Origin of the sequence: uncultured Maricaulis sp., assembly GCF_963975345.1 — a bacterium.
Taxonomy (GTDB): Bacteria; Pseudomonadota; Alphaproteobacteria; order Caulobacterales; family Maricaulaceae; genus Maricaulis.
In genome coordinates this window covers 43,289-61,121 of record NZ_CAXBGE010000004.1, presented here as the reverse complement: position 1 = coordinate 61,121, position 17,833 = coordinate 43,289, and the positions used below count along the sequence as shown (strand labels likewise).

Below are 17,833 nucleotides of genomic sequence, written 5' to 3'. Positions count from 1 at the left end.
CGGAACGCCCCTACCCCACGCTCGGCAAATCCAGCCCTTGGCTCTTCGCGCACTCTTTCGCGATCTCATAGCCCGCATCGGCATGGCGCATCACGCCGGTCGCCGGGTCGTTCCACAGCACGCGTCCGATACGCGCCGCCGCTTCATCGGTGCCGTCGGCAAGGGTGACCTGGCCGGAGTGGATGGAATAGCCCATGCCGACGCCGCCGCCATGGTGGAGCGAGACCCAGGTCGCGCCGGAGGCGGTGTTGAGCAGGGCGTTGAGGATCGGCCAATCGGCGACGGCGTCGGAGCCGTCCTGCATGGCTTCGGTTTCGCGATTGGGGCTGGCGACGGAGCCTGAATCGAGGTGGTCGCGGCCGATCACGACAGGGGCGGACAGCTCGCCGGTGCGGACCATCTCGTTGAAAGCAAGGCCCAATTTGTGACGCTCGCCGAGGCCGACCCAGCAGATGCGCGCCGGCAGGCCCTGGAAGTGGATGCGCTCGCGGGCCATGTCGAGCCAGCGGTGGAGATGGGGATTATCGGGGATGAGTTCTTTGACCTTGGCGTCGGTCTTGTAGATATCCTCGGGATCTCCCGACAGCGCGACCCAGCGGAAGGGTCCGACGCCGCGGCAGAAGAGTGGACGGATATAGGCCGGGACGAAGCCGGGGAAATCGAACGCGTTGGTGACGCCCACGTCATGGGCCATCTGGCGGATATTATTGCCGTAATCGACGGTGGGAATGCCCGCCTTGTGGAAGGCCAGCATCGCCTCGACCTGGATCGCCATTGATTTTTTGGCGGCTTTCGAGACGGCGTCGGGGTCGGAAATTCGCATCGATTCCCACTGGTCGAGCGTCCAGCCGAGCGGGAGATATCCATTGACCGGGTCGTGGGCCGAAGTCTGGTCGGTGACGATATCGGGGCGGACGCCGCGTTTGACGAGTTCGGGGAAAACCTCGGCCGCATTGCCGAGCAGGCCGACCGAAACGGCCTCGCCCTTGGCGCAGGCTTCGTCAATCATTTCCAGAGCTTGGTCGAGATCGTGAGCCTGTCTGTCGAGATAGCCGGTCTTCAGACGCATCTCGATCCGGCTCGGCTGACACTCGATGGCGAGCATGGAGGCGCCTGCCATGGTGGCCGCGAGCGGCTGGGCGCCGCCCATGCCGCCAAGGCCGCCGGTAAGTATCCACTTGCCTGCCAGATCTCCGCCGTAATGTTGCCGTCCGGCTTCTACGAATGTCTCGTAGGTTCCCTGCACAATGCCCTGGCTGCCGATATAGATCCAGGAACCGGCCGTCATCTGGCCGTACATCATCAAGCCCTTTTTATCGAGCTCGCGAAAATGCTCCCAATTCGCCCAATGCGGCACGAGATTGGAATTTGCGATCAGAACGCGCGGCGCGTTGGAATGGGTCTGGAACACGCCGACCGGCTTGCCCGACTGGACCAGCAGGGTTTCGTCGTCTTTCAGGCGTTTCAGGGTGGAGACGATCCGGTCATAGCTTTCCCAGTCGCGCGCGGCGCGGCCGATGCCGCCATAGACGACCAGCTCTTCCGGTTTTTCGGCGACATCGGGGTCGAGATTATTCATCAGCATGCGCAGCGGCGCTTCTGTGGCCCAGCTCAGAGCGTCGAGTTCATTGCCGCGTTTGGCACGGATCACGCGCGCATTGTCGAGCCGGGTTGAGGTCATCTCATTTCTCCTGAATAGAGGTTTTCCGCAGCGCGCAGGGCTGCCGTCATCGTGTCCTTGAGGGCGAGGCGCAGCACATTGGCCTTGGTCTCGTCGAAGGCCTTGCTCGCCATGTCGAGATAGGCCGACTGGGCCAGCTCCATCTGCACGGCGTGGATATTCTGGTTGGGGCGGCCATAGGCGCGGGTGATGAAGCCGCCGCGAAAACGGCCATTGACGATCGAGGCGTATTCCTCGTGATCCATCATCGCCCTCAGCGCGGCGCGTTCGATCACCGGATCGCAAGACTCGCCGCCAACGGTGCCCAGATTGAGATCGGGCAACACGCCCTCGAAGAGGCGCGGCACTTCATCGGTGATCGAATGGGCATCCCACAAGAGGGCAAAGCCATGCTCCATCCGGGTCTCGACCAGAAGCTCGGTCAAGGCCTTGTGATAGGGGTCGTGATAATCGGTACGGCGCGCTTCCAGCTCGTCTTCGTCGGGCTCCTGGCCGTCGCGATAAACGGGTGAGCCATCAAAGAGGGTCAACGGCACCAGATCCGTCGTCGCCTGGCCGGGATAGAGCGAGGTATTGTTCGGTGCCCGATTGAGATCAATGACATAGCGCGAATAGTTCGCGCGGATCGTCGCGACGCCGAGGCCGTCGAGGAAGTCATAGAGCTGCGGCACATGCCAATCAGTGTCCGGCAGGCCCGAGGCGGCCGGCGTCAGCCGTTCGGCCAGACCGGGGCTCAGGGCAAGCCCGGAATGCGGCATTGAAACAACCAGCGGGCTGGTGCCGGCTGCAAGCGTATACACGTCCATCAAATGACTCCGGGCAAATCACCGGCGGCTGTGACCAGCCCGCCAGAGGCGACCAGATCGCGCGCCGCGGCGATGTCTGTCGCAAAATAGCGATCATCGCCATAGGGCGCCACATCCCGGCGCAACACCGTCTTGGCCGCCTCGATGCGGGCCGAGGAACGGTCAGGGGCATGGAAATCCGTGCCCTGGGCAGCGCAAAGCAATTCGATCCCGACCACGGCGTGGAGGTTTTCCGCCATTTTCAACGATCGGACGGCGCCATGCGTCGCCATCGAGACATGGTCTTCCTGATTGGCACTGGTGGGGATGGAATCGACGCTGGCGGGATAGGCTTTCTGCTTGTTCTCCGAGACCAAAGCGGCGGCGGTGACATGGGCGATCATGAAGCCGGAATTGATCCCCGGTTTCGGTGACAGGAAAGCCGGCAGGCCGCTGACGGCCGGATCGGTCAAAAGCGCGATGCGCCGCTCACAGATCGAGCCGATCTCACAGGCGGCCATGGCCAGTTGATCCGCAGCAAAAGCGACCGGTTCAGCATGGAAGTTGCCGCCGGAGATCGCTTCGCCGGTATCTGTGAAGATCAGCGGATTGTCGGTGACGGCATTGGCTTCGATCTCGAGCGTGCGTGCGGCCTGACGCAGCAGATCGAGCACGGCGCCCATCACCTGTGGCTGGCAGCGCAGGCAATACGGATCCTGGATTTTCTCGCACACCGCATGGCTGGCGAGGATCGCGCTGCCTTCGGCGAGACTGCGCAGGGCGGCGGCGGCATCGATCTGGCCCTGATGGCCGCGCAGGTCATGGATGCGGGGGTCAAACGGGGCAATCGAGCCCTTGGCGGCGTCGAGACTCATCGCGCCCGAGACCAGCGCCGCCTTGAAGCCAGCCTCGATGCCGAACAGCGCCGCGAGCGCCAGAGCGGTCGAGGTCTGGGTGCCGTTGAGCAGGGCCAGACCCTCTTTCGGGCCAAGCTTGACCGGCTTGAGACCGGCGCGCTTGAGCGCTTCGGCAGCGGGCAGGCGTTCGCCGCGCCAGAAAGCCTCGCCATGACCGATCAGGGCCGCGCTCATATGCGCGAGCGGGGCCAGATCGCCGGACGCCCCGACGGAGCCCTGGGCCGGTATCACCGGCAAGACGTCATGGGTCAGCAGGTCTTCGAGTGACTTCAACGTCGACCAGCGCAAGCCGGACGCGCCGCGTCCAAGGCTGGCGATCTTCAGGGCCAGGATCAGGCGCACGATATTGGCCGGCAGCGCATCGCCAATCCCGGCGGCATGCGAGAGCACCAGACGTTCCTGCAGCGTCGCCAGTTCGTCCTGGGCAATACGGGTCTGGGCCAGCTTGCCGAAACCGGTATTGAGGCCATAGACCGCCCTGCCCGAAGCAATCAATTCCTCGACGGTTCGGGCCGCGGCATCGACCGCGCCCTTGGCGTTGGGGTCAATGCGGGCGGCAGCGCCGCGATAAATGGACTGCCAGTCGGCGAGCGCCATTTGGCCCGGTCTGATGATGATCGCACTCAAAGCCATTCTCCTCCGAGGATGCGGCCATGCAGCGGCCGCAAACCGATCCATTGAATAATTTCTGCCGGACGCTCGACATCCCAGATCGCCAGATCGGCGCGTTTGCCGGTTTCGAGCGTCCCGATATCACTGGCCAGACCCAGCGCCCGGGCGCCTTCGCGGGTGATGCCCGCCAGCGCTTCCTCGACGGTCAGTCCAAACAGGTTGCACGCCATATTGGCCGACGTCAGCAAGGACACCATCGGCGATGTGCCCGGATTGGCATCGGTCGCCACCGCCAGCGGCACGCCCGCCTTGCGCAGCGCCGCGACCGGCGGTTTTTGGGTTTCGCCAATGCCGTAATAGGCGCCGGGCAGCAACACGGCGACCGTGCCGGCCTTCGCCATCGCCTTGATCCCGGCAGGATTGGTGAATTCGAGATGGTCGGCCGACAGCCCGTCGAATTCGGCGACAAGCTTCGCACCGCCGGTGTCGGAGAGTTGATCGGCATGCAGTTTGACCGGCAGGCCGGCGGCCTTGGCGGCGATGAAAAGACGGCGGATTTCTTCCGGCGAAAAGGCAATCGTCTCGCAATAGGCGTCCACCGCATCGGCCAAGCCTTCGCGCGCCGCCTCGCGGATCAGCGGAATGCAGACCTCGTCGATATAGGCGCCGGAGCGGCCTTCATATTCGGGCGGGATGGAATGGGCGGCCAGCAAGGTGGTCGAGACGCGCAGGCCCGAGACCAGTCCGAGCGACCGCGCCGCCTTGAGTATGGCCAGCTCGCTCTCATAGGTCAGGCCATAACCCGACTTGATCTCGATTGTGCCGACACCCTCGGCCGAGAGCGCATCAAGCCGCGACAAGGCACCGCCAGCGAGCTCGGCCGCACCGGCCTTGCGCGTCGCCTCGACGGTCTTGCGGATACCGCCGCCGGATCTGGAGATCTCGGCATAGGTTTCGCCAGCGAGGCGGCGTTCGAACTCGTCGGAGCGGTCGCCGGCAAACACCAGATGCGTATGGCAATCGACCAGGGCCGGTGTGACCCAGCGGCCCTTGACGCTATCGGTTTGCAGCGCCGTTTCGGGCACCTCCGACATCGGCCCGATCCAGGCGATGCGACCATCGCGAATCCCGATCGCGGCATCGAGCAAAGCGCCGTAGGGCACAGCCCCCGGCACCATGGTGGCGAGCCTCGCATCGGTCAGCAATCGGTCGAAACGCATTGAATGGCCCTTCAATCTCGCCTAATTGTCTATACAATTAAATTGCGCACATGAGTCTGTCCAGCCGGGAGGCCTGCCAATGTCCGAATTTCACTTCGCCGAAATTCTCCTGCCCGAGGGCTGGGCCCGCAATGTTGCCATCACGGTCGACGCCAATGGCTTGATCGCCAGTATCAGCCCTGACACGCCGCATGGTCCCGAAGCGGTCCGGCTGGGCGTCGCACTGCCCGGCATGGCCAATGTCCACTCCCACGCCTTCCAGCGCGGCATGGCGGGGCTGTCGGAGCGACGTGGGCCGGGCGAGGACAGTTTCTGGTCCTGGCGCCAGATCATGTATGCCTTCAACGACAATCTCACCCCCGACCATGTCGAGGCGATTGCGGCGCTGGTCTATTGCGAGATGCTGGAGACCGGATTCACCTCGGTCGGCGAATTCCATTATCTGCATCATGACGAAAGCGGGCACCCCTATAATGATATCGGCGAAATGGCCGGCCGGATCTGCGCCGCAGCTGGCGCGACCGGGATCGCCCTCACCCTGTTGCCCGTGCTCTACCGCCATTCCAATTTCGGCGACATGCCGCCCAGCCCGGGCCAACGCCGATTCATCAATACGCTCGACAATTTCGCCGACCTGGTCGTCTCGGCCAAGCGTCATATGGACACGATTGATCACGCCGTGCTCGGCCTCGCGCCGCACTCGCTGCGCGCGGCCTCGGCCTCGGAGATCACCTCCATATTGCCATTGAGCGAGGGGGGGCCGATCCATATCCACGCCGCCGAACAGCAAAAAGAGGTCGATGATTGCCTTGCCGCAACCGGCCAACGCCCGGTCCAATATCTGTTCGGCACGCAGGACGTCGATCAACGCTGGTGCCTGATTCACGCGACCCATATGAGCGAGGCCGAGACGGCGATGCTGGCGGCCTCCGGCGCGGTCGCCGGCCTGTGTCCGCTGACCGAGGGCAATCTCGGCGACGGCTTCTTCAATGCCAGTACCTATCTGGCCGCCGGTGGCCGCATCGGCATTGGCTCGGACAGCCATATCCGGATCGATCTGGCTGAAGATCTCCGCCTGCTGGAATATGGCCAGCGACTGCAGGCGCAGCGGCGCAATGTGCTCGCCCCGCCCGGCGGCAGCACTGGCCGCCGCCTGTTTGACGCCGCCCTGGCCGGCAGTAACCAGGCCCTGCAGCAACCGTCCGGGCGGATCGAGACCGGCCGACGCGCCGATTTCGTCATTCTCGACGACCAGCACCCGACCCTGGTCGGGCGGGCGGAAGATGCACGCCTCGACAGCTGGCTGTTCTGCGGCGATAGCCGTCTGGTGCGCGAGGTCTATGTCGGCGGCCAATGCGTCGTGCACGAGGGCCGCGCCCTCACCCGCGACCGCATCGAAGCCGCCTATCGCACCGCCATGCTCGATATCCGCGCGGCGATTGACCGATGAGCGAATGGGCCGGCGATCTCTGCCTCGACGGCTCTGGCCCGGTCTATGACCAGATCCGGCGCGCGATCCTGGGCAATATCCGCGCTGGCATCTGGCCGCCGCGTCATCGCATTCCGGCCGAAGCCGAGCTGGCGGCACATTTCGGCACCGCAAGGATGACCGTCAATCGCGCGCTGCGTGGACTAACCGAGGACGGGCTGATCGTGCGCCGGCGCCGCGCCGGCAGTTTCGTCGCCCAGCCACCCTCGCCGGCGGCGATGCTGGAAATTGTCGACATGTCGACCGCGATCCCGGCGCGCGGCCAGGTCTATGGCTATCAATGCCTCACCGACCAGACCGTCGCCGCCAGCCCCGAGCGAGCCGCCCAGATGCAGGTGGCGACCGGCGCGCCCCTGCAACATCTGGTCTGCCGCCACACCGCCGATGGCGATGTGATCGAACTGGAAGAACGCTGGATCAATCTGGCGCTGCTGCCGTCGGCCGCCGACCAGGATTTCCGCGCCACAGCACCGGGTGCCTGGCTGTTGTCAGCGACACCCTGGACCGCCGCCGAACACACGGTTCTGGCGATCAATGCCGATGCCCGCCTGGCCGGGTTGCTCGAAATCAGGCGCGGCGATGCCTGTCTCGTGCTGGAGCGGCGCACTTTTCAGAACGAGGCCGTCGTCACCTTTGCCCGCCTGACCCATCCGGGCGACCGCCATGTGATGACCGAGCGCTTCGCACCGGCGGGTTAGCCTGACGATTTGCTGCCCGTCCCGGGCCCGAAGCCCGCGATGCAATCGAGCACAATCGCCACTGTTTCCTGCCATTGCAGATGATCACCCTGCCGGGCTTCACCGAAATAGCCGCGCGGACCGTTATGGGTGACACCCGGCAGCGCGATGCGCTGGAGGCGGCCGGACTGGCGCGCAACCGCCCATTCCGATCCGGCCGCGATCGGCCAGCGGGCGGGAAAGGCCAGCACGCCGGCCGCCTCGACCCGGTCCGCGCTGCCGGCGAGATGATGGATGCGGGCCAGCCGGTTCAGGCCCGGCGTCGAGGCGATGACACCACCGATCGAGATCAGCTGGATCGGGCCATCGAAGATGTCGGCCAGATCATCGGCGGCACCGGCCGCCATCTGGGCCCCGCCGCTCAACCCGATCAGGGTCAGCCGGGCACCGCTGCGCGGCTGCCAGCCGGCGGCGCGCAGACTGTCTTCGATCAGACCGGCAATCGCCAGATTGAACACCGGCCCATAGCGCCGGTCGGCCGAGACCAGCACCTGAAAGAAATTGCGCGCGTTGACCAGATTGGCCAGCAAGGGCCGGCGCTGCTGTGCCGGTGCGGCATCGAGCGCGCGCCAGACCCGGCTGAACACGCGCGGTCCGTGCAGCAGCGGGTTGCCAGAGGCAGCGTAGGGAAAGACCGTGTCGACCAGCACCGCGTCGGGGGCCCCCTTGCGCAGCGCGTCCAGAAAGCGTCGCTCGCGGCCGGAATTGGACGTGCCGCTGATGCGGTCAATCCCGCCGAGATAGACAATGAAGTCACCCGAACTCACAGCCGGGACACTCGCAGGCGCCAAGGCCGGATCGAGATCGGTATCGGTGTGCCGCGACCACCAGAACAGGGTCTCGAGCGGCGCCAGCGTGCCCGCCAGGACGAAGGCGATAAAGCCGGTCAGGAGCAGCCAGCCGAGCGCGACCTCAAACATGGCCACCTCCCGGTGTCACCAGACGCAAGCGGCGCAGCAGGGGTTCACTCATCCGGCCGCCGAAATGGCGAACGCCGGCAGAAACCAGCCAGCCGGCACCCGCACACAGGATGACCAGAATAATCGGTCCGCCGATCACGACCCAAAAACCCCAACCGATGCAGACAAAGGTCCAGGCATCCAGCGCCCGGTCGAGGAATTCGCCATAATAGGGCGCCACCGTCAGCACGCTCAAAAGCCGCGGCGCATAGCCCAGGGCAATCGTGCCGGCCAGAACCGTCTCGGACACCGCCAGATGGCTGCCCAGGCCCAGCAGGAAATGCGCGCTGATGCCCCAGATCACGACGCCGAGCAGATAGACGAGCCCGGTCAGGGCGAGGCTGGCGATCAGGCGCCAATGGCCAACTTTTTGCGCCGCCAGCACATAAGCCTTGCCGAGCATTTCAGACGCCCCGGCGATCAAGGGCACGGCCAGCGCCGCCAGGGCGATGGAGGGATGGCTCGCGAGATAGGCGAATGCCGCGCGCTTCAACAGGGCAGCATCGATCGCCAGGCCCAGCGCTTGGGCGATATCGGAGAAAAGGCTTAACACTCCAAAGTGCTCCAATTTTGCGTCACGGCGTCCACTTGCGCTGCATTGAGGCCTGATTCTGCGATGATCCAAGGCCAAAACCCGCGCGCGGGCCCATACCCGGGGTCGGTGTCAAATCGGATGCTTTGCCCGCATGATAATGCTATGCGGCTTGTCCCGCTTTGCAGCTGCCCGCCCGTCACCGGGAAAGCCTGCCAAACGGCCGAGCGCCAAGGACGAACCGATGTTCCCGACATCGCAATTGACCGATGCAGACCGCGAGGCGGGTCTGAAATGGTATGTGCGCAATGGCATGTTCTTCAAGATCATGGAAACGCTGTCGATTGGCGTCTTCCTCACCGCCTATGCGCTCAATCTCGGTGCCTCCAATTTGGTGATCGGTGTGCTCGCCTCGATCCCGTCGCTGACCCAGCTGGCGCAATTGCCGGCGGTCTATCTGGTCGAGCGGATCGCCAGCCGCCGGTTGATGGCGGTGTCGATGACGCTGGCGAGCCGTCTGCTCCTGCTTGCCGCGGCAGCTGCAGCCCTGATCCATCCCGGCTCGATGGCGCTGCTCCTGCTCGTGGTCGCGTTCGCGGTCCGCTATGTGCTCGGCGCGCTGGCCGGCTGCGCTTGGAATAGTTGGGTGCGTGATTTCCTGCCACCGGAACGTCGCGGCATGTTCTCGGCCCAGCGCCTGACCTGGATGACAATCATGGCGGCGATGGCGGCGCTCGCGGGCGGGTTCTTCGTTGATCACTGGACCGGCCTCACCGGCATGCCCGAGATCTACGCCTATGCCGCCCTGCTGGTGCTGGCGACGCTGAGCGGCATGCTGGAGACCTTCGCCATGGCGCAGATCCCCGAACCGACACCGCTGCCACCCGCCGAGCCCACCGACCACAAGACCAGTCTGTTCTCGCCGCTGAAGGAAAAGAATTTCCGCCGGCTGGTCACCTTCCTGTTCTCGTGGAATTTCGCCAGCAATCTGGCGGCGCCCTTCTTTGCGGTGCAGATGCTGCGCCAGCTCCAGCTGGATTTGACGACGGTGATGCTGCTGACCGCGCTCAGCCAAGGCGCCAATGCGCTGGTGACCGGGACATTCGGGACGCTCGCCGACCGCTATTCCAACAAGCGGGTCTTGCAATTTGCTGCGCCGCTCTTCATCGCCTGCATCTTCGCCTGGACCTTCACCAGCCTGCCGGAGCGGCATTATTTCACCATCCCTCTGCTGGTCGGCATCCATATCCTGACCGGTATCGCGACCGCTGGTGTCACGCTGGCTTCAGGCAATATGGCCAATGCCTTGTCGCCGAGCACCGGAGCGACGCGCCATCTCGCCCTGGTGGCCGCCTTCACCGCGATTGCGGCCGGCACCGCGCCGATCATTGGCGGGCTCTATGCCGATGTGTTGGCCAATTACGAGTTTTCGCTGACCGTCAATTGGAGCGCGCCGGGCGGTGATACCGCCATTCATGCCTTCGACGTCACGCGTTGGGATTTCTACTTCCTCGCCGCCACCGTGATCGGCCTGTGGTCGCTGACCCGGCTCGACCAGATCGAGGAACCCTCGCTGGGCGGCCATGTCCGCATGCGCCAGGAGCTGATGATGGGCATCTGGCGCGGCGTCCAGACGGCATCGAGCATTGCCGGGCTGAAAGCCGTCAGCGATCTGCCCATCGCGCTCATCACCGAACGGTTGTCGCGCCAGAAGAAGCCGCGTGGCGGCAAGGGGAAGGCGGAGAAGTAGGCCGGCCCTACTCCGCCACCGCCGTCATCAGCCGTTCGATAAACCCATTGCGCTCGCCACTATCGATCCAGCGCACGACGGCGACGATGTCATGCTCCGGGTCGATATAGATCATATTGGCGCCGGCCCCGAGATAGGCAAAGCTGGATGCCGGAGCTGACGGCACCGAGATCGCTGCGCCTTCGACATCGGGGCGGTTGAGGAAGAAATTCATCATGCCGTAGAAGGGCGCGACATCGGTCGGGGTCAGTGAACGCTCATACCAGGCGTCGGACAGCAATTGCGTGCCATTCCAATTGCCGCGATTGAGGCCGAGCAGGCCGAAACGGGCCTGGTCATAGGCGGAGAGCATCATGCCGCCGCCCCAATGGCCGCCGCCGGAGACTGACCAGTACAGCGCCTCATCCTCGTCCTCATCCAGCGCGACCCAGCTATTCTTGTAGCCCTGCCACTCCCAAGTGCCGGATGAGCCGATTGGCGTCATGATCCGCTCGTCGAGCACCTGTGCCAGCGGTTCGTGCCAAACATGCAAGGCAGCGAGGGCCAGCGCATTGACGCGGACATCATTATATTCCCAAGCCGCGCCGGGCACGGGCGGTCCGGCGACAAGATCGCTGGCGGGATTGTCGCGCGAGGGACGGTCGGCCCAGTCCGGCTTATCCCAGAGCGTGCCCGACCAGCCCGAGGTCTGGCGCAGCATCTGGTCCCAGCTGATCGGCGTATTGTGATCGGTATGGAAGAGAGGATCGTCGAGGTAATCGGAAACGGGATCATTGATATCGGCGATCAGGCCATCATCGACGGCGAGGCCCACCACATGGCTCAGGAAGGATTTGGAGATCGAGAACGTCATATCGACCCGGTCCAGATCACCCCACTCGGCGACGATATAGCCCTGGCGAATGATGATGCCGGCTGGGCCGCCGCGCGGGCGCAATTCGCCGACCGGGCTTGAAAACGGCTCATAGGCCCAGGTCAGCGGCACCATCACCTCCAGATCGCGCGCATCAATCCCCTCGCCCCAAGCCTGCGGAGCGCGGGTCTCATGCGTGACGGCGAAATCAATCGCGGCCTCGAGTGCAGGGACATCAAAGCCGAGCGTCGCCGGATCGCGGCGTTCCCAGTCACTATCACCAGCGGCGGGGAAATAATCCTGGGCCTGGCCGCAGGCCGTCAGGACAAGGCCAGCGAGGCCGGCAAGCAGCAGATGTTTCATGGTTTTCCCCCGGAGCGTGCTGGCCACCAAGCAGGCGCCAAGACTGATCGCAGCACGATAGCGCGCCCGTCGCCCGGACAATAGCCCTGATCGGCCAGCGGCCGGCCCCAAACGCTATTGCGCGGCGCGCACCGCGTGACGTTTGCGCAGCACGGCGACCACATCCTCAAGGCCGAGATCGCGCGATTCCAGCAGCACCAGCAGGTGGAAGATGAGATCCGCCGATTCTTCGGCGACAGCCGTGCGGCTTTCCGAGACGGCGGCGAGCGCGACTTCAACGGCTTCTTCGCCGACTTTCTGGGCCGGGCGCTTCGGGGCACGCGCCATCAGGGAGCCGACATAGGAGCCTTTCGGCTTGTCCTTCTTGCGCTTCTTGATGATCGCCCGGAGATGCGCCAGGAAGCCCAACCCCGGACCCGGATCGTCGCCGAAACAGCTCACGGTGCCATTATGACAGGCAGCTCCCTTCGGTTTGACCTCAACCAGCAAAGTGTCCTGGTCACAATCAAGCGCGATATTGATCAGCTTGAAGCTGAGGCCGGACGTTTCACCCTTTTTCCAAAGAGATTGACGGGAGCGGCTGAAAAAATGGACTTTTCCACTCTCCTGCGTCAGCTGCAAAGCTTCCGCATTCATATAGCCCAGCATCAGGACCTGACGCGTGGCGACGTCCTGGATGATGGCCGGTATCAGCCCGTCACCCTTGGCCCAATCGATGGCGTTCGTATCGATCATGTCCTAACCCTGATACCGTATTGGCTGAGATTGGCTTTCAATTCGCCAATTCCGAAGACCCGTTTGTGAAACACGCTGGCCGCCAGCGCGCCATCGACTTTGGCGTCTTTAAAGACGGATTTGAAGTCTTCTTTACTGCCCGCGCCGCCTGAGGCAATCAAAGGTGTGGAACACACCGCCCGCGCGGCGGCAAGCTGTTCGATATCATAACCATCGCGCACCCCGTCCCGGTCCATGCAATTGAGCACCACCTCGCCGGCCCCGCGCGCGATGGCCTCGGCGATCCATTCCAGCGTCAGGCGCTGCGAGATCTGCGTCTTGTCGGGATCGCCAGTATATTGATGCACCCGCCACTCACCCTCAATCCGGCGGCTATCGACGCCCAGTACAACGCACTGGCAGCCAAATTCAGCTGCCAGCGCATCGATCAGGCCCGGATTTTCCAGCGCAGGCGAATTAACCGAGATCTTGTCAGCGCCGGCAAACAGGCGCGCGCGCGCATCATCGACGGTACGGATACCGCCAGCGACGCAGAAGGGAATGTCCAGCTCGCGCGCCACGGCGGTGACCCAAGCCGGCTCGACCGTGGCCCCACGTGTGCTGGCCGCGATATCGTAGAAGACCAGCTCGTCCGCCCCTTCCGCCGCATAGCGCCGCGCCAGATCGACAATGCCGCCAACATCCACGTGATCGCGAAAGCGCACGCCTTTCACCACGCGGCCATCGCGTACATCGAGGCAGGGAATTATCCGTCTTGCGAGCATGCCAGCGCCTCTTCCAGCGTGAAAATGCCCTCATAGAGCGCCTTGCCGGTGATCGCGCCGGCCATGCCAAGCTCGCGCACGGCATCCAGGTCGGCGAGCGATGAGACGCCGCCGGAGGCCTGCCAGTCGATCTGTGGGTGGCGCTGACGCAGGTCGCGATAAAGCGCCAGATTGGGCCCGGACAAATCGCCATCGCGGCTGATATCGGTGACCAAAGCGTGCTGCAGGCCGCAGCCCTCATAGGCGGCGATCACTTCGGGCAAGGTCGTCATCATCATGTCGGTCCAACCTTGCAGCGCAGGACGGTAGACGCCGCCGAGGCGTTTGACGTCGAGGGCGAGCGTGATGCTTTGGGCGCCGTATTGCTCGATCCACGCGCGCACCAGCGGCGCATTGGTGACGGCCAGCGAGCCAATGATGACGCGCGCGACCCCGATCGCCAGCAGGCTCTCGACATCCTCAGCCGAACGCACGCCGCCGCCGGTCTGCACCCGCAGCCCGGTCTGGCAGATGGCGCGGATCGTCTCGGTCTGGCGGCGGGCGCCGTCTCGCGCTCCGGCGAGATCGACGACATGGACCCAGCTCGCGCCGGCCTCACCGAAGGCTTCAGCGACAGCGACCGGATCGCCGCCATAATCGGTGACCGCATCGAAAGCGCCCTTGTGCAGGCGCACGACACGACCTTCGAGCAAATCAATCGCAGGATAGAGGATCATGACCTGGCTCCCGCGAAATTGGCCAGAATGCGGGCACCGGCAACGCCGGAGCGTTCGGGGTGAAACTGGCAGCCGGCGACATGGCCCTGGCGGACCAGGGCGGAGACCGGCGTGCCGTAGTCACAGGTCGCGCGCGTGGCCGGGCCCGGCGCGGCGTAATAGCCGTGCACGAAATAGGCATGGCTGCCCGGCGCGATACCGGCAAGCAGCGGCTCGTCGGCATCAAGTGCTTCCAGCTCATTCCAGCCCATATGCGGCCAGACCAGATCGGCAGACTGTGGCAGGCGGACGATATCGCCGCCAATCAGGCCGAGCCCGTCGACGCCGCCCTCGTCGGAGCGGTCAAACAGGAGCTGCATGCCCAGACATATACCGAGCAAGGGTCGGTCATCGCCGCGCAAGAGCTCGCTCCAGCCGCGACCCGCGAGGCGGGCCATCGCCGGTGCTGCCGAGCCAACGCCGGGCAGGATGAGGCGATCGCAATCGCCCAGTCCGGACGGTTTTGCGGCAGCGACATGGTCGAGCCCCGCCCGTTCCAGTGCGAAGCGCACCGAAGCGAGATTGGCGCAACCGGTATCGATGACGCCGATCCTCATTCGAGGAATTCCTTGGTCGATGGCAGGCGCTCGCTCTCGATCCGCACTGCCTGACGCAGCGCCCGGCCAAACGCCTTGAACGCGCCCTCGACCATGTGGTGGGCATTCTCGCCCTCGACGCGGACATGGATCGCCGCCTTCATCGATTCCGCCAGCGAGCGAAACGCGTGCGGCACCATCTCGACCGGGAAGTCGCCGACGCGTTCGCCGGGGATTTGGCCCTCGAACTTGGCAAAGGGGCGGCCGGAGAGATCGATCCAGACCCCGGCCCGTGTCTCGTCCATCGGCAATTCGAAGCCGAAGCGGGCAATGCCGCGCTTGTCGCCGAGCGCTTCGTGCAGGGCTTCGCCGAGCGTCAGGCAGACATCCTCGATCGTGTGATGGGCATCAATCTCCAGATCACCGGTCGCATCGATAGTGACGGCGATGCCGGCATGGCGGGCGATCTGGTCGAGCATGTGGTCGAAATAGCCAATCCCGGTCGCAATCGTGCTCGGCCCGTCGCGATCAAGATCGAGGAAGACGGTGATATCGGTCTCCTTGGTCTTGCGACGCTTGGCGCTGGTGCGCAGACGCGGGCCGGACACATCATCGGGCCAGGCCTCGGCCCAGACACGCCGCAGCCGCATCGCGTGTTCATGCCCGGCCAGCCCTTCCAGGGCCGCCAGCCGCTCGACCGTCGGTGCCATCGCCGCAGCGCCGGCCTTGCTGGCGCGCAATATCGTGGTGGTCTTCTGGAAGGCCTCGACCGTGACGCCGCCATGCGCCCGCGCCGCGCCGCCGGTGGGCAGGGTGTGATTGGGTCCGGCAGCGTAATCGCCGGCGGCTTCCGGTGCCCAGGCGCCAACGAAGATCGAGCCGGCATGACGTACGCGGCTCACCAGCGCTTCCGCCTCGCCGAGCTGCAGGATCAAGTGTTCCGGCGCGTAGGCATTGGCGATCTCGGCCGCCTTATCGATGCTGGCGCACAGAATGGCGCGCGAGTGGCGCATGGACTGGCGCGCGATATCGGCGCGTGGAAGCACTGCGAGCTGTTCTTCAACGACGGCGAGGATGCGCTCGCGCGTGGCGGAATCGAAACAGACCAGCATCACCTGCGCCGACGGGTCGTGTTCGGCCTGGCTGAGCAGATCACTGGCAACGAAATTCGCGTCGGCATTGGCGTCGGCGATCACCATCACCTCGCTCGGCCCGGCCGGTAGATCGACGGCCGGTCCACCGGGCAGGCTGGCGACATAGGCCTTGGCGGCGGCGACATAAGCATTGCCCGGTCCGAAAATCTTGTCAGCGCGCGGCAGGCCGGCCGAGCCGGTGGCCAGAGCCGCGACGGCCTGGGCCCCGCCGATGGCATAGATCTCATCGAGCCCGAGCAGGCTGGCGGCGGCGAGCAGGACGGGATCAACACCTTCAGGCCCCGCAGGCGGTGCCACCACAACAACACGCGGCACACCGGCCAGCTGGGCCGGGATCGCCAGCATGATCAGGGTCGAGACCAGCGGTGCACTGCCCGCGGGCACGTAAAGCGCTGCGACATCGACCGGCGTCGCACGGCGCGAGGCGGTAACGCCGGGCCAAGTCTCGACGCTATAGCTGCCATAACCCTGACGGACGTGAAAACGGCGCACAGCGTCGGCGGCGGCGAGAATGGCTTCGGCATCGGCCTCGTCGAGCGCGGCCCTCGCCTTTGCGATACTGGCGGCATCCACGCGGAAATCCGTGGGCGCATAACCATCAAGCCGCGCCGCATAATCGCGCACGGCCTTGTCGCCACCGGCATAAATGGCATCAACGATCTCGCGCGCGGCCGCGGCGGCCGTATTGGTCGCTTCGGGCCGCTGAAGGGCGGTGCGGCGCGCACCGGCATCGGCCCCGGACCAGTTGAGGGTTTCAAGCATCATATCAGGCCAGCATTTTTTCGATGGGCAGGACCAGAATGGCGCGTGCGCCCTGGGCTTCCAGCGCTTCCAGCGTTTCCCAGAACACGCGCTCACGGCAGACCGCGTGCAGCGCCACAACATCATCGCGGCCCGCGACCTGGGCAATGGTCGGAGCGTCGGCGCCGGGCAGGAGCGCGCGGATGGCGTCGAGCCGGTCTTTCGGCGCGTTGAGCATGATGTATTTGGTCTGCGAGGAGGCAATCACCCCCTCGGCGCGGCGCATCAGGATGCGGGCGATAGTCTCCATCTCCGGTGGGCGCTCGCCCTTGCGCCGGATCAGCACGGCCTCGCTCTCGAACACGGTCTGTAACGCCTTAAGACCATTGGCCTGCAGGGTCGCACCGGAGGACACCAGATCGCAGATCGCATCGGCAATGTGCAGGCGCGGCGCGACTTCGACCGAGCCGCGCATTTCGACGATCTCGACATCGATACCGCGTGTCGCGAGATAGGCTTTGGTGATGCCCGGATAAGAGGTGGCGATGGCCTTGCCCTGCAGATCAGCGAGCGTGCGAATTTCGCCCTCGACCGGGACTGCCAGTTTGAGGCGGCACGAGGCGAATCCGAGCCGCAGCGCGATTTCCAGTTCGCTGGTGCGGCCACCGGCAAGCTGTTCCTCGCGCAGCACATTTTCGCCGACAATGCCGTAATCACAAGCGCCGCTGGCGACGAAGTTCGGGATATCGTCATCGCGCACCAGCATCAGATCGACCGGCATGTTTTCGGCCCGCTGGTGCAGCTTGTCGCGGCCATAAGCGAAGCGCAGGCCGCAACGCTTGAGCAGATCCATGCCGCCTTCCGAGAGACGTCCCTTGCTTTGAACGGCGATACGCAGACGGGTCATGATGGGCTGTCCTTGAGACGGTTGAGGACCAGGCGATAGCCCTGCCAAGGCTCCTGGGTGAGAAAGCGCGAGACGCGGGTGACGGTGGTCGTGCTAGCCCCGGTCATCTCAGATATTTCGCGGTAGGAATGACCACCCTCGGCCAGCAGGCCGGCAACGCGCCAGCGCTCGGTCAGGGTTTTCATTTCACCCGGCGTCAGCAGATCGCGCAGGAAGCGTTCGCCCTCGGCTTCGGTCCGGATCGCGCGCAATGCGGAACACAGCGGACCCAGGTCCGGCTGTGTGCTGCGGCGGTCGTCAGGTGTCTCGTCGCTCATGGATCGTCCTCCTGAGCGGCGGTATA

Annotated in this window: 17 protein-coding genes; 3 read left to right on the top strand and 14 right to left on the bottom strand. The window is 64.7% G+C overall.

All coding sequences use genetic code 11. The annotated features are described in order from the left end of the window. Nucleotides 1–10: 10 nt before the first annotated feature. Genes hutU through hutI form a run of 4 tightly spaced genes read right to left on the bottom strand, consistent with a single transcriptional unit; the run spans nt 11 to nt 5,215 of the window. Nucleotides 11–1,681: a urocanate hydratase gene (hutU, locus tag AAC029_RS05225; protein ID WP_339744721.1), complete on the bottom strand. Its 1,671-nt coding sequence runs from the start codon at nt 1,679–1,681 to the stop codon at nt 11–13. Next, nucleotides 1,678–2,487: an N-formylglutamate deformylase gene (gene hutG, locus AAC029_RS05220; RefSeq protein ID WP_339744719.1), complete on the bottom strand. Its 810-nt coding sequence runs from the start codon at nt 2,485–2,487 to the stop codon at nt 1,678–1,680. Before hutG ends, hutU begins: the two co-directional genes overlap by 4 nt. Continuing rightward, a complete protein-coding gene (hutH, locus tag AAC029_RS05215) occupies nt 2,487–4,010 on the bottom strand; it encodes a histidine ammonia-lyase (RefSeq protein WP_339744717.1) in 1,524 nt (507 codons plus the stop codon). The genes hutG and hutH overlap by 1 nt, the downstream gene beginning before the upstream one ends. After that, the gene (gene hutI, locus AAC029_RS05210) at nt 4,007–5,215 is read right to left on the bottom strand and encodes an imidazolonepropionase (RefSeq protein ID WP_339744715.1); all 1,209 of its coding nucleotides are present in this window, start codon (nt 5,213–5,215) and stop codon (nt 4,007–4,009) included. Before hutI ends, hutH begins: the two co-directional genes overlap by 4 nt. A gap of 79 nt (nt 5,216–5,294) precedes the next feature. Between hutI and AAC029_RS05205 the strand changes: the two genes are divergently transcribed. Next, entirely contained in the window at nt 5,295–6,665 is a 1,371-nt protein-coding gene (locus tag AAC029_RS05205) for a formimidoylglutamate deiminase (protein ID WP_339744712.1), read from the top strand. Next, nucleotides 6,662–7,402: a histidine utilization repressor gene (hutC, locus tag AAC029_RS05200; RefSeq protein ID WP_339744709.1), complete on the top strand. Its 741-nt coding sequence runs from the start codon at nt 6,662–6,664 to the stop codon at nt 7,400–7,402. The genes AAC029_RS05205 and hutC overlap by 4 nt, the downstream gene beginning before the upstream one ends. Here the strand turns inward: hutC and AAC029_RS05195 are convergent. Then, nucleotides 7,399–8,361 carry a hypothetical protein gene (locus AAC029_RS05195; RefSeq protein WP_339744706.1) on the bottom strand — a complete coding sequence of 321 codons (963 nt, stop codon included), beginning with the start codon at nt 8,359–8,361 and terminating at the stop codon, nt 7,399–7,401. The two genes, hutC and AAC029_RS05195, sit on opposite strands and share 4 nt — an antisense overlap. Further along, entirely contained in the window at nt 8,354–8,953 is a 600-nt protein-coding gene (locus AAC029_RS05190) for a hypothetical protein (RefSeq protein WP_339744703.1), read from the bottom strand. Before AAC029_RS05190 ends, AAC029_RS05195 begins: the two co-directional genes overlap by 8 nt. 223 nt (nt 8,954–9,176) lie before the next feature. On the opposite strand from AAC029_RS05190, the gene AAC029_RS05185 reads away from it, so the two are divergent. Continuing rightward, entirely contained in the window at nt 9,177–10,682 is a 1,506-nt protein-coding gene (locus tag AAC029_RS05185) for an MFS transporter (RefSeq protein WP_339744700.1), read from the top strand. A 7-nt stretch (nt 10,683–10,689) separates the two neighbouring features. Here the strand turns inward: AAC029_RS05185 and AAC029_RS05180 are convergent, their stop codons facing one another. The 8 genes from AAC029_RS05180 to AAC029_RS05145 form a co-directional block, all read right to left on the bottom strand. Continuing rightward, nucleotides 10,690–11,898, bottom strand: coding sequence for a serine hydrolase (locus AAC029_RS05180; RefSeq protein ID WP_339744697.1), 1,209 nt, complete (start codon nt 11,896–11,898; stop codon nt 10,690–10,692). A 114-nt stretch (nt 11,899–12,012) separates the two neighbouring features. Further along, nucleotides 12,013–12,633, bottom strand: a complete 621-nt coding sequence (gene hisIE, locus AAC029_RS05175; protein WP_339744695.1) for a bifunctional phosphoribosyl-AMP cyclohydrolase/phosphoribosyl-ATP diphosphatase HisIE — start codon at nt 12,631–12,633, stop codon at nt 12,013–12,015. After that, on the bottom strand, nt 12,630–13,397 hold the full coding sequence (hisF, locus tag AAC029_RS05170; RefSeq protein WP_339744693.1) for an imidazole glycerol phosphate synthase subunit HisF: 768 nt from the start codon (nt 13,395–13,397) through the stop codon (nt 12,630–12,632). The genes hisIE and hisF overlap by 4 nt, the downstream gene beginning before the upstream one ends. Next, nucleotides 13,379–14,113 carry a 1-(5-phosphoribosyl)-5-[(5-phosphoribosylamino)methylideneamino]imidazole-4-carboxamide isomerase gene (hisA, locus tag AAC029_RS05165; RefSeq protein ID WP_339744691.1) on the bottom strand — a complete coding sequence of 245 codons (735 nt, stop codon included), beginning with the start codon at nt 14,111–14,113 and terminating at the stop codon, nt 13,379–13,381. Before hisA ends, hisF begins: the two co-directional genes overlap by 19 nt. Further along, nucleotides 14,110–14,709 carry an imidazole glycerol phosphate synthase subunit HisH gene (gene hisH, locus AAC029_RS05160; protein ID WP_339744689.1) on the bottom strand — a complete coding sequence of 200 codons (600 nt, stop codon included), beginning with the start codon at nt 14,707–14,709 and terminating at the stop codon, nt 14,110–14,112. The genes hisA and hisH overlap by 4 nt, the downstream gene beginning before the upstream one ends. Next, a complete protein-coding gene (hisD, locus tag AAC029_RS05155) occupies nt 14,706–16,607 on the bottom strand; it encodes a histidinol dehydrogenase (protein WP_339744687.1) in 1,902 nt (633 codons plus the stop codon). Before hisD ends, hisH begins: the two co-directional genes overlap by 4 nt. 1 nt (nt 16,608) lies before the next feature. Further along, complete coding sequence (gene hisG / locus AAC029_RS05150; RefSeq protein WP_339744684.1) at nt 16,609–17,490, bottom strand: ATP phosphoribosyltransferase; 882 nt, start codon at nt 17,488–17,490, stop codon at nt 16,609–16,611. Further along, nucleotides 17,487–17,807 carry a YerC/YecD family TrpR-related protein gene (locus tag AAC029_RS05145; RefSeq protein WP_339744681.1) on the bottom strand — a complete coding sequence of 107 codons (321 nt, stop codon included), beginning with the start codon at nt 17,805–17,807 and terminating at the stop codon, nt 17,487–17,489. Before AAC029_RS05145 ends, hisG begins: the two co-directional genes overlap by 4 nt. Nucleotides 17,808–17,833: the final 26 nt, after the last annotated feature.

What these genes read in the sequence shown, in the direction of transcription:
- hisA (WP_339744691.1), bottom strand. Translation starts at nt 14,113, where the DNA reads ATGATCCTCTATCCTGCGATTGATTTGCTCGAAGGTCGTGTCGTGCGC.
- hutG (WP_339744719.1), bottom strand. Translation starts at nt 2,487, where the DNA reads ATGGACGTGTATACGCTTGCAGCCGGCACCAGCCCGCTGGTTGTTTCA.
- hisG (WP_339744684.1), bottom strand. Translation starts at nt 17,490, where the DNA reads ATGACCCGTCTGCGTATCGCCGTTCAAAGCAAGGGACGTCTCTCGGAA.
- AAC029_RS05180 (WP_339744697.1), bottom strand. Translation starts at nt 11,898, where the DNA reads ATGAAACATCTGCTGCTTGCCGGCCTCGCTGGCCTTGTCCTGACGGCC.
- hutU (WP_339744721.1), bottom strand. Translation starts at nt 1,681, where the DNA reads ATGACCTCAACCCGGCTCGACAATGCGCGCGTGATCCGTGCCAAACGC.
- AAC029_RS05185 (WP_339744700.1), top strand. Translation starts at nt 9,177, where the DNA reads ATGTTCCCGACATCGCAATTGACCGATGCAGACCGCGAGGCGGGTCTG.
- hutI (WP_339744715.1), bottom strand. Translation starts at nt 5,215, where the DNA reads ATGCGTTTCGACCGATTGCTGACCGATGCGAGGCTCGCCACCATGGTG.
- hisH (WP_339744689.1), bottom strand. Translation starts at nt 14,709, where the DNA reads ATGAGGATCGGCGTCATCGATACCGGTTGCGCCAATCTCGCTTCGGTG.
- hisF (WP_339744693.1), bottom strand. Translation starts at nt 13,397, where the DNA reads ATGCTCGCAAGACGGATAATTCCCTGCCTCGATGTACGCGATGGCCGC.
- AAC029_RS05205 (WP_339744712.1), top strand. Translation starts at nt 5,295, where the DNA reads ATGTCCGAATTTCACTTCGCCGAAATTCTCCTGCCCGAGGGCTGGGCC.
- hutC (WP_339744709.1), top strand. Translation starts at nt 6,662, where the DNA reads ATGAGCGAATGGGCCGGCGATCTCTGCCTCGACGGCTCTGGCCCGGTC.
- hisD (WP_339744687.1), bottom strand. Translation starts at nt 16,607, where the DNA reads ATGATGCTTGAAACCCTCAACTGGTCCGGGGCCGATGCCGGTGCGCGC.
- AAC029_RS05145 (WP_339744681.1), bottom strand. Translation starts at nt 17,807, where the DNA reads ATGAGCGACGAGACACCTGACGACCGCCGCAGCACACAGCCGGACCTG.
- hisIE (WP_339744695.1), bottom strand. Translation starts at nt 12,633, where the DNA reads ATGATCGATACGAACGCCATCGATTGGGCCAAGGGTGACGGGCTGATA.
- AAC029_RS05195 (WP_339744706.1), bottom strand. Translation starts at nt 8,361, where the DNA reads ATGTTTGAGGTCGCGCTCGGCTGGCTGCTCCTGACCGGCTTTATCGCC.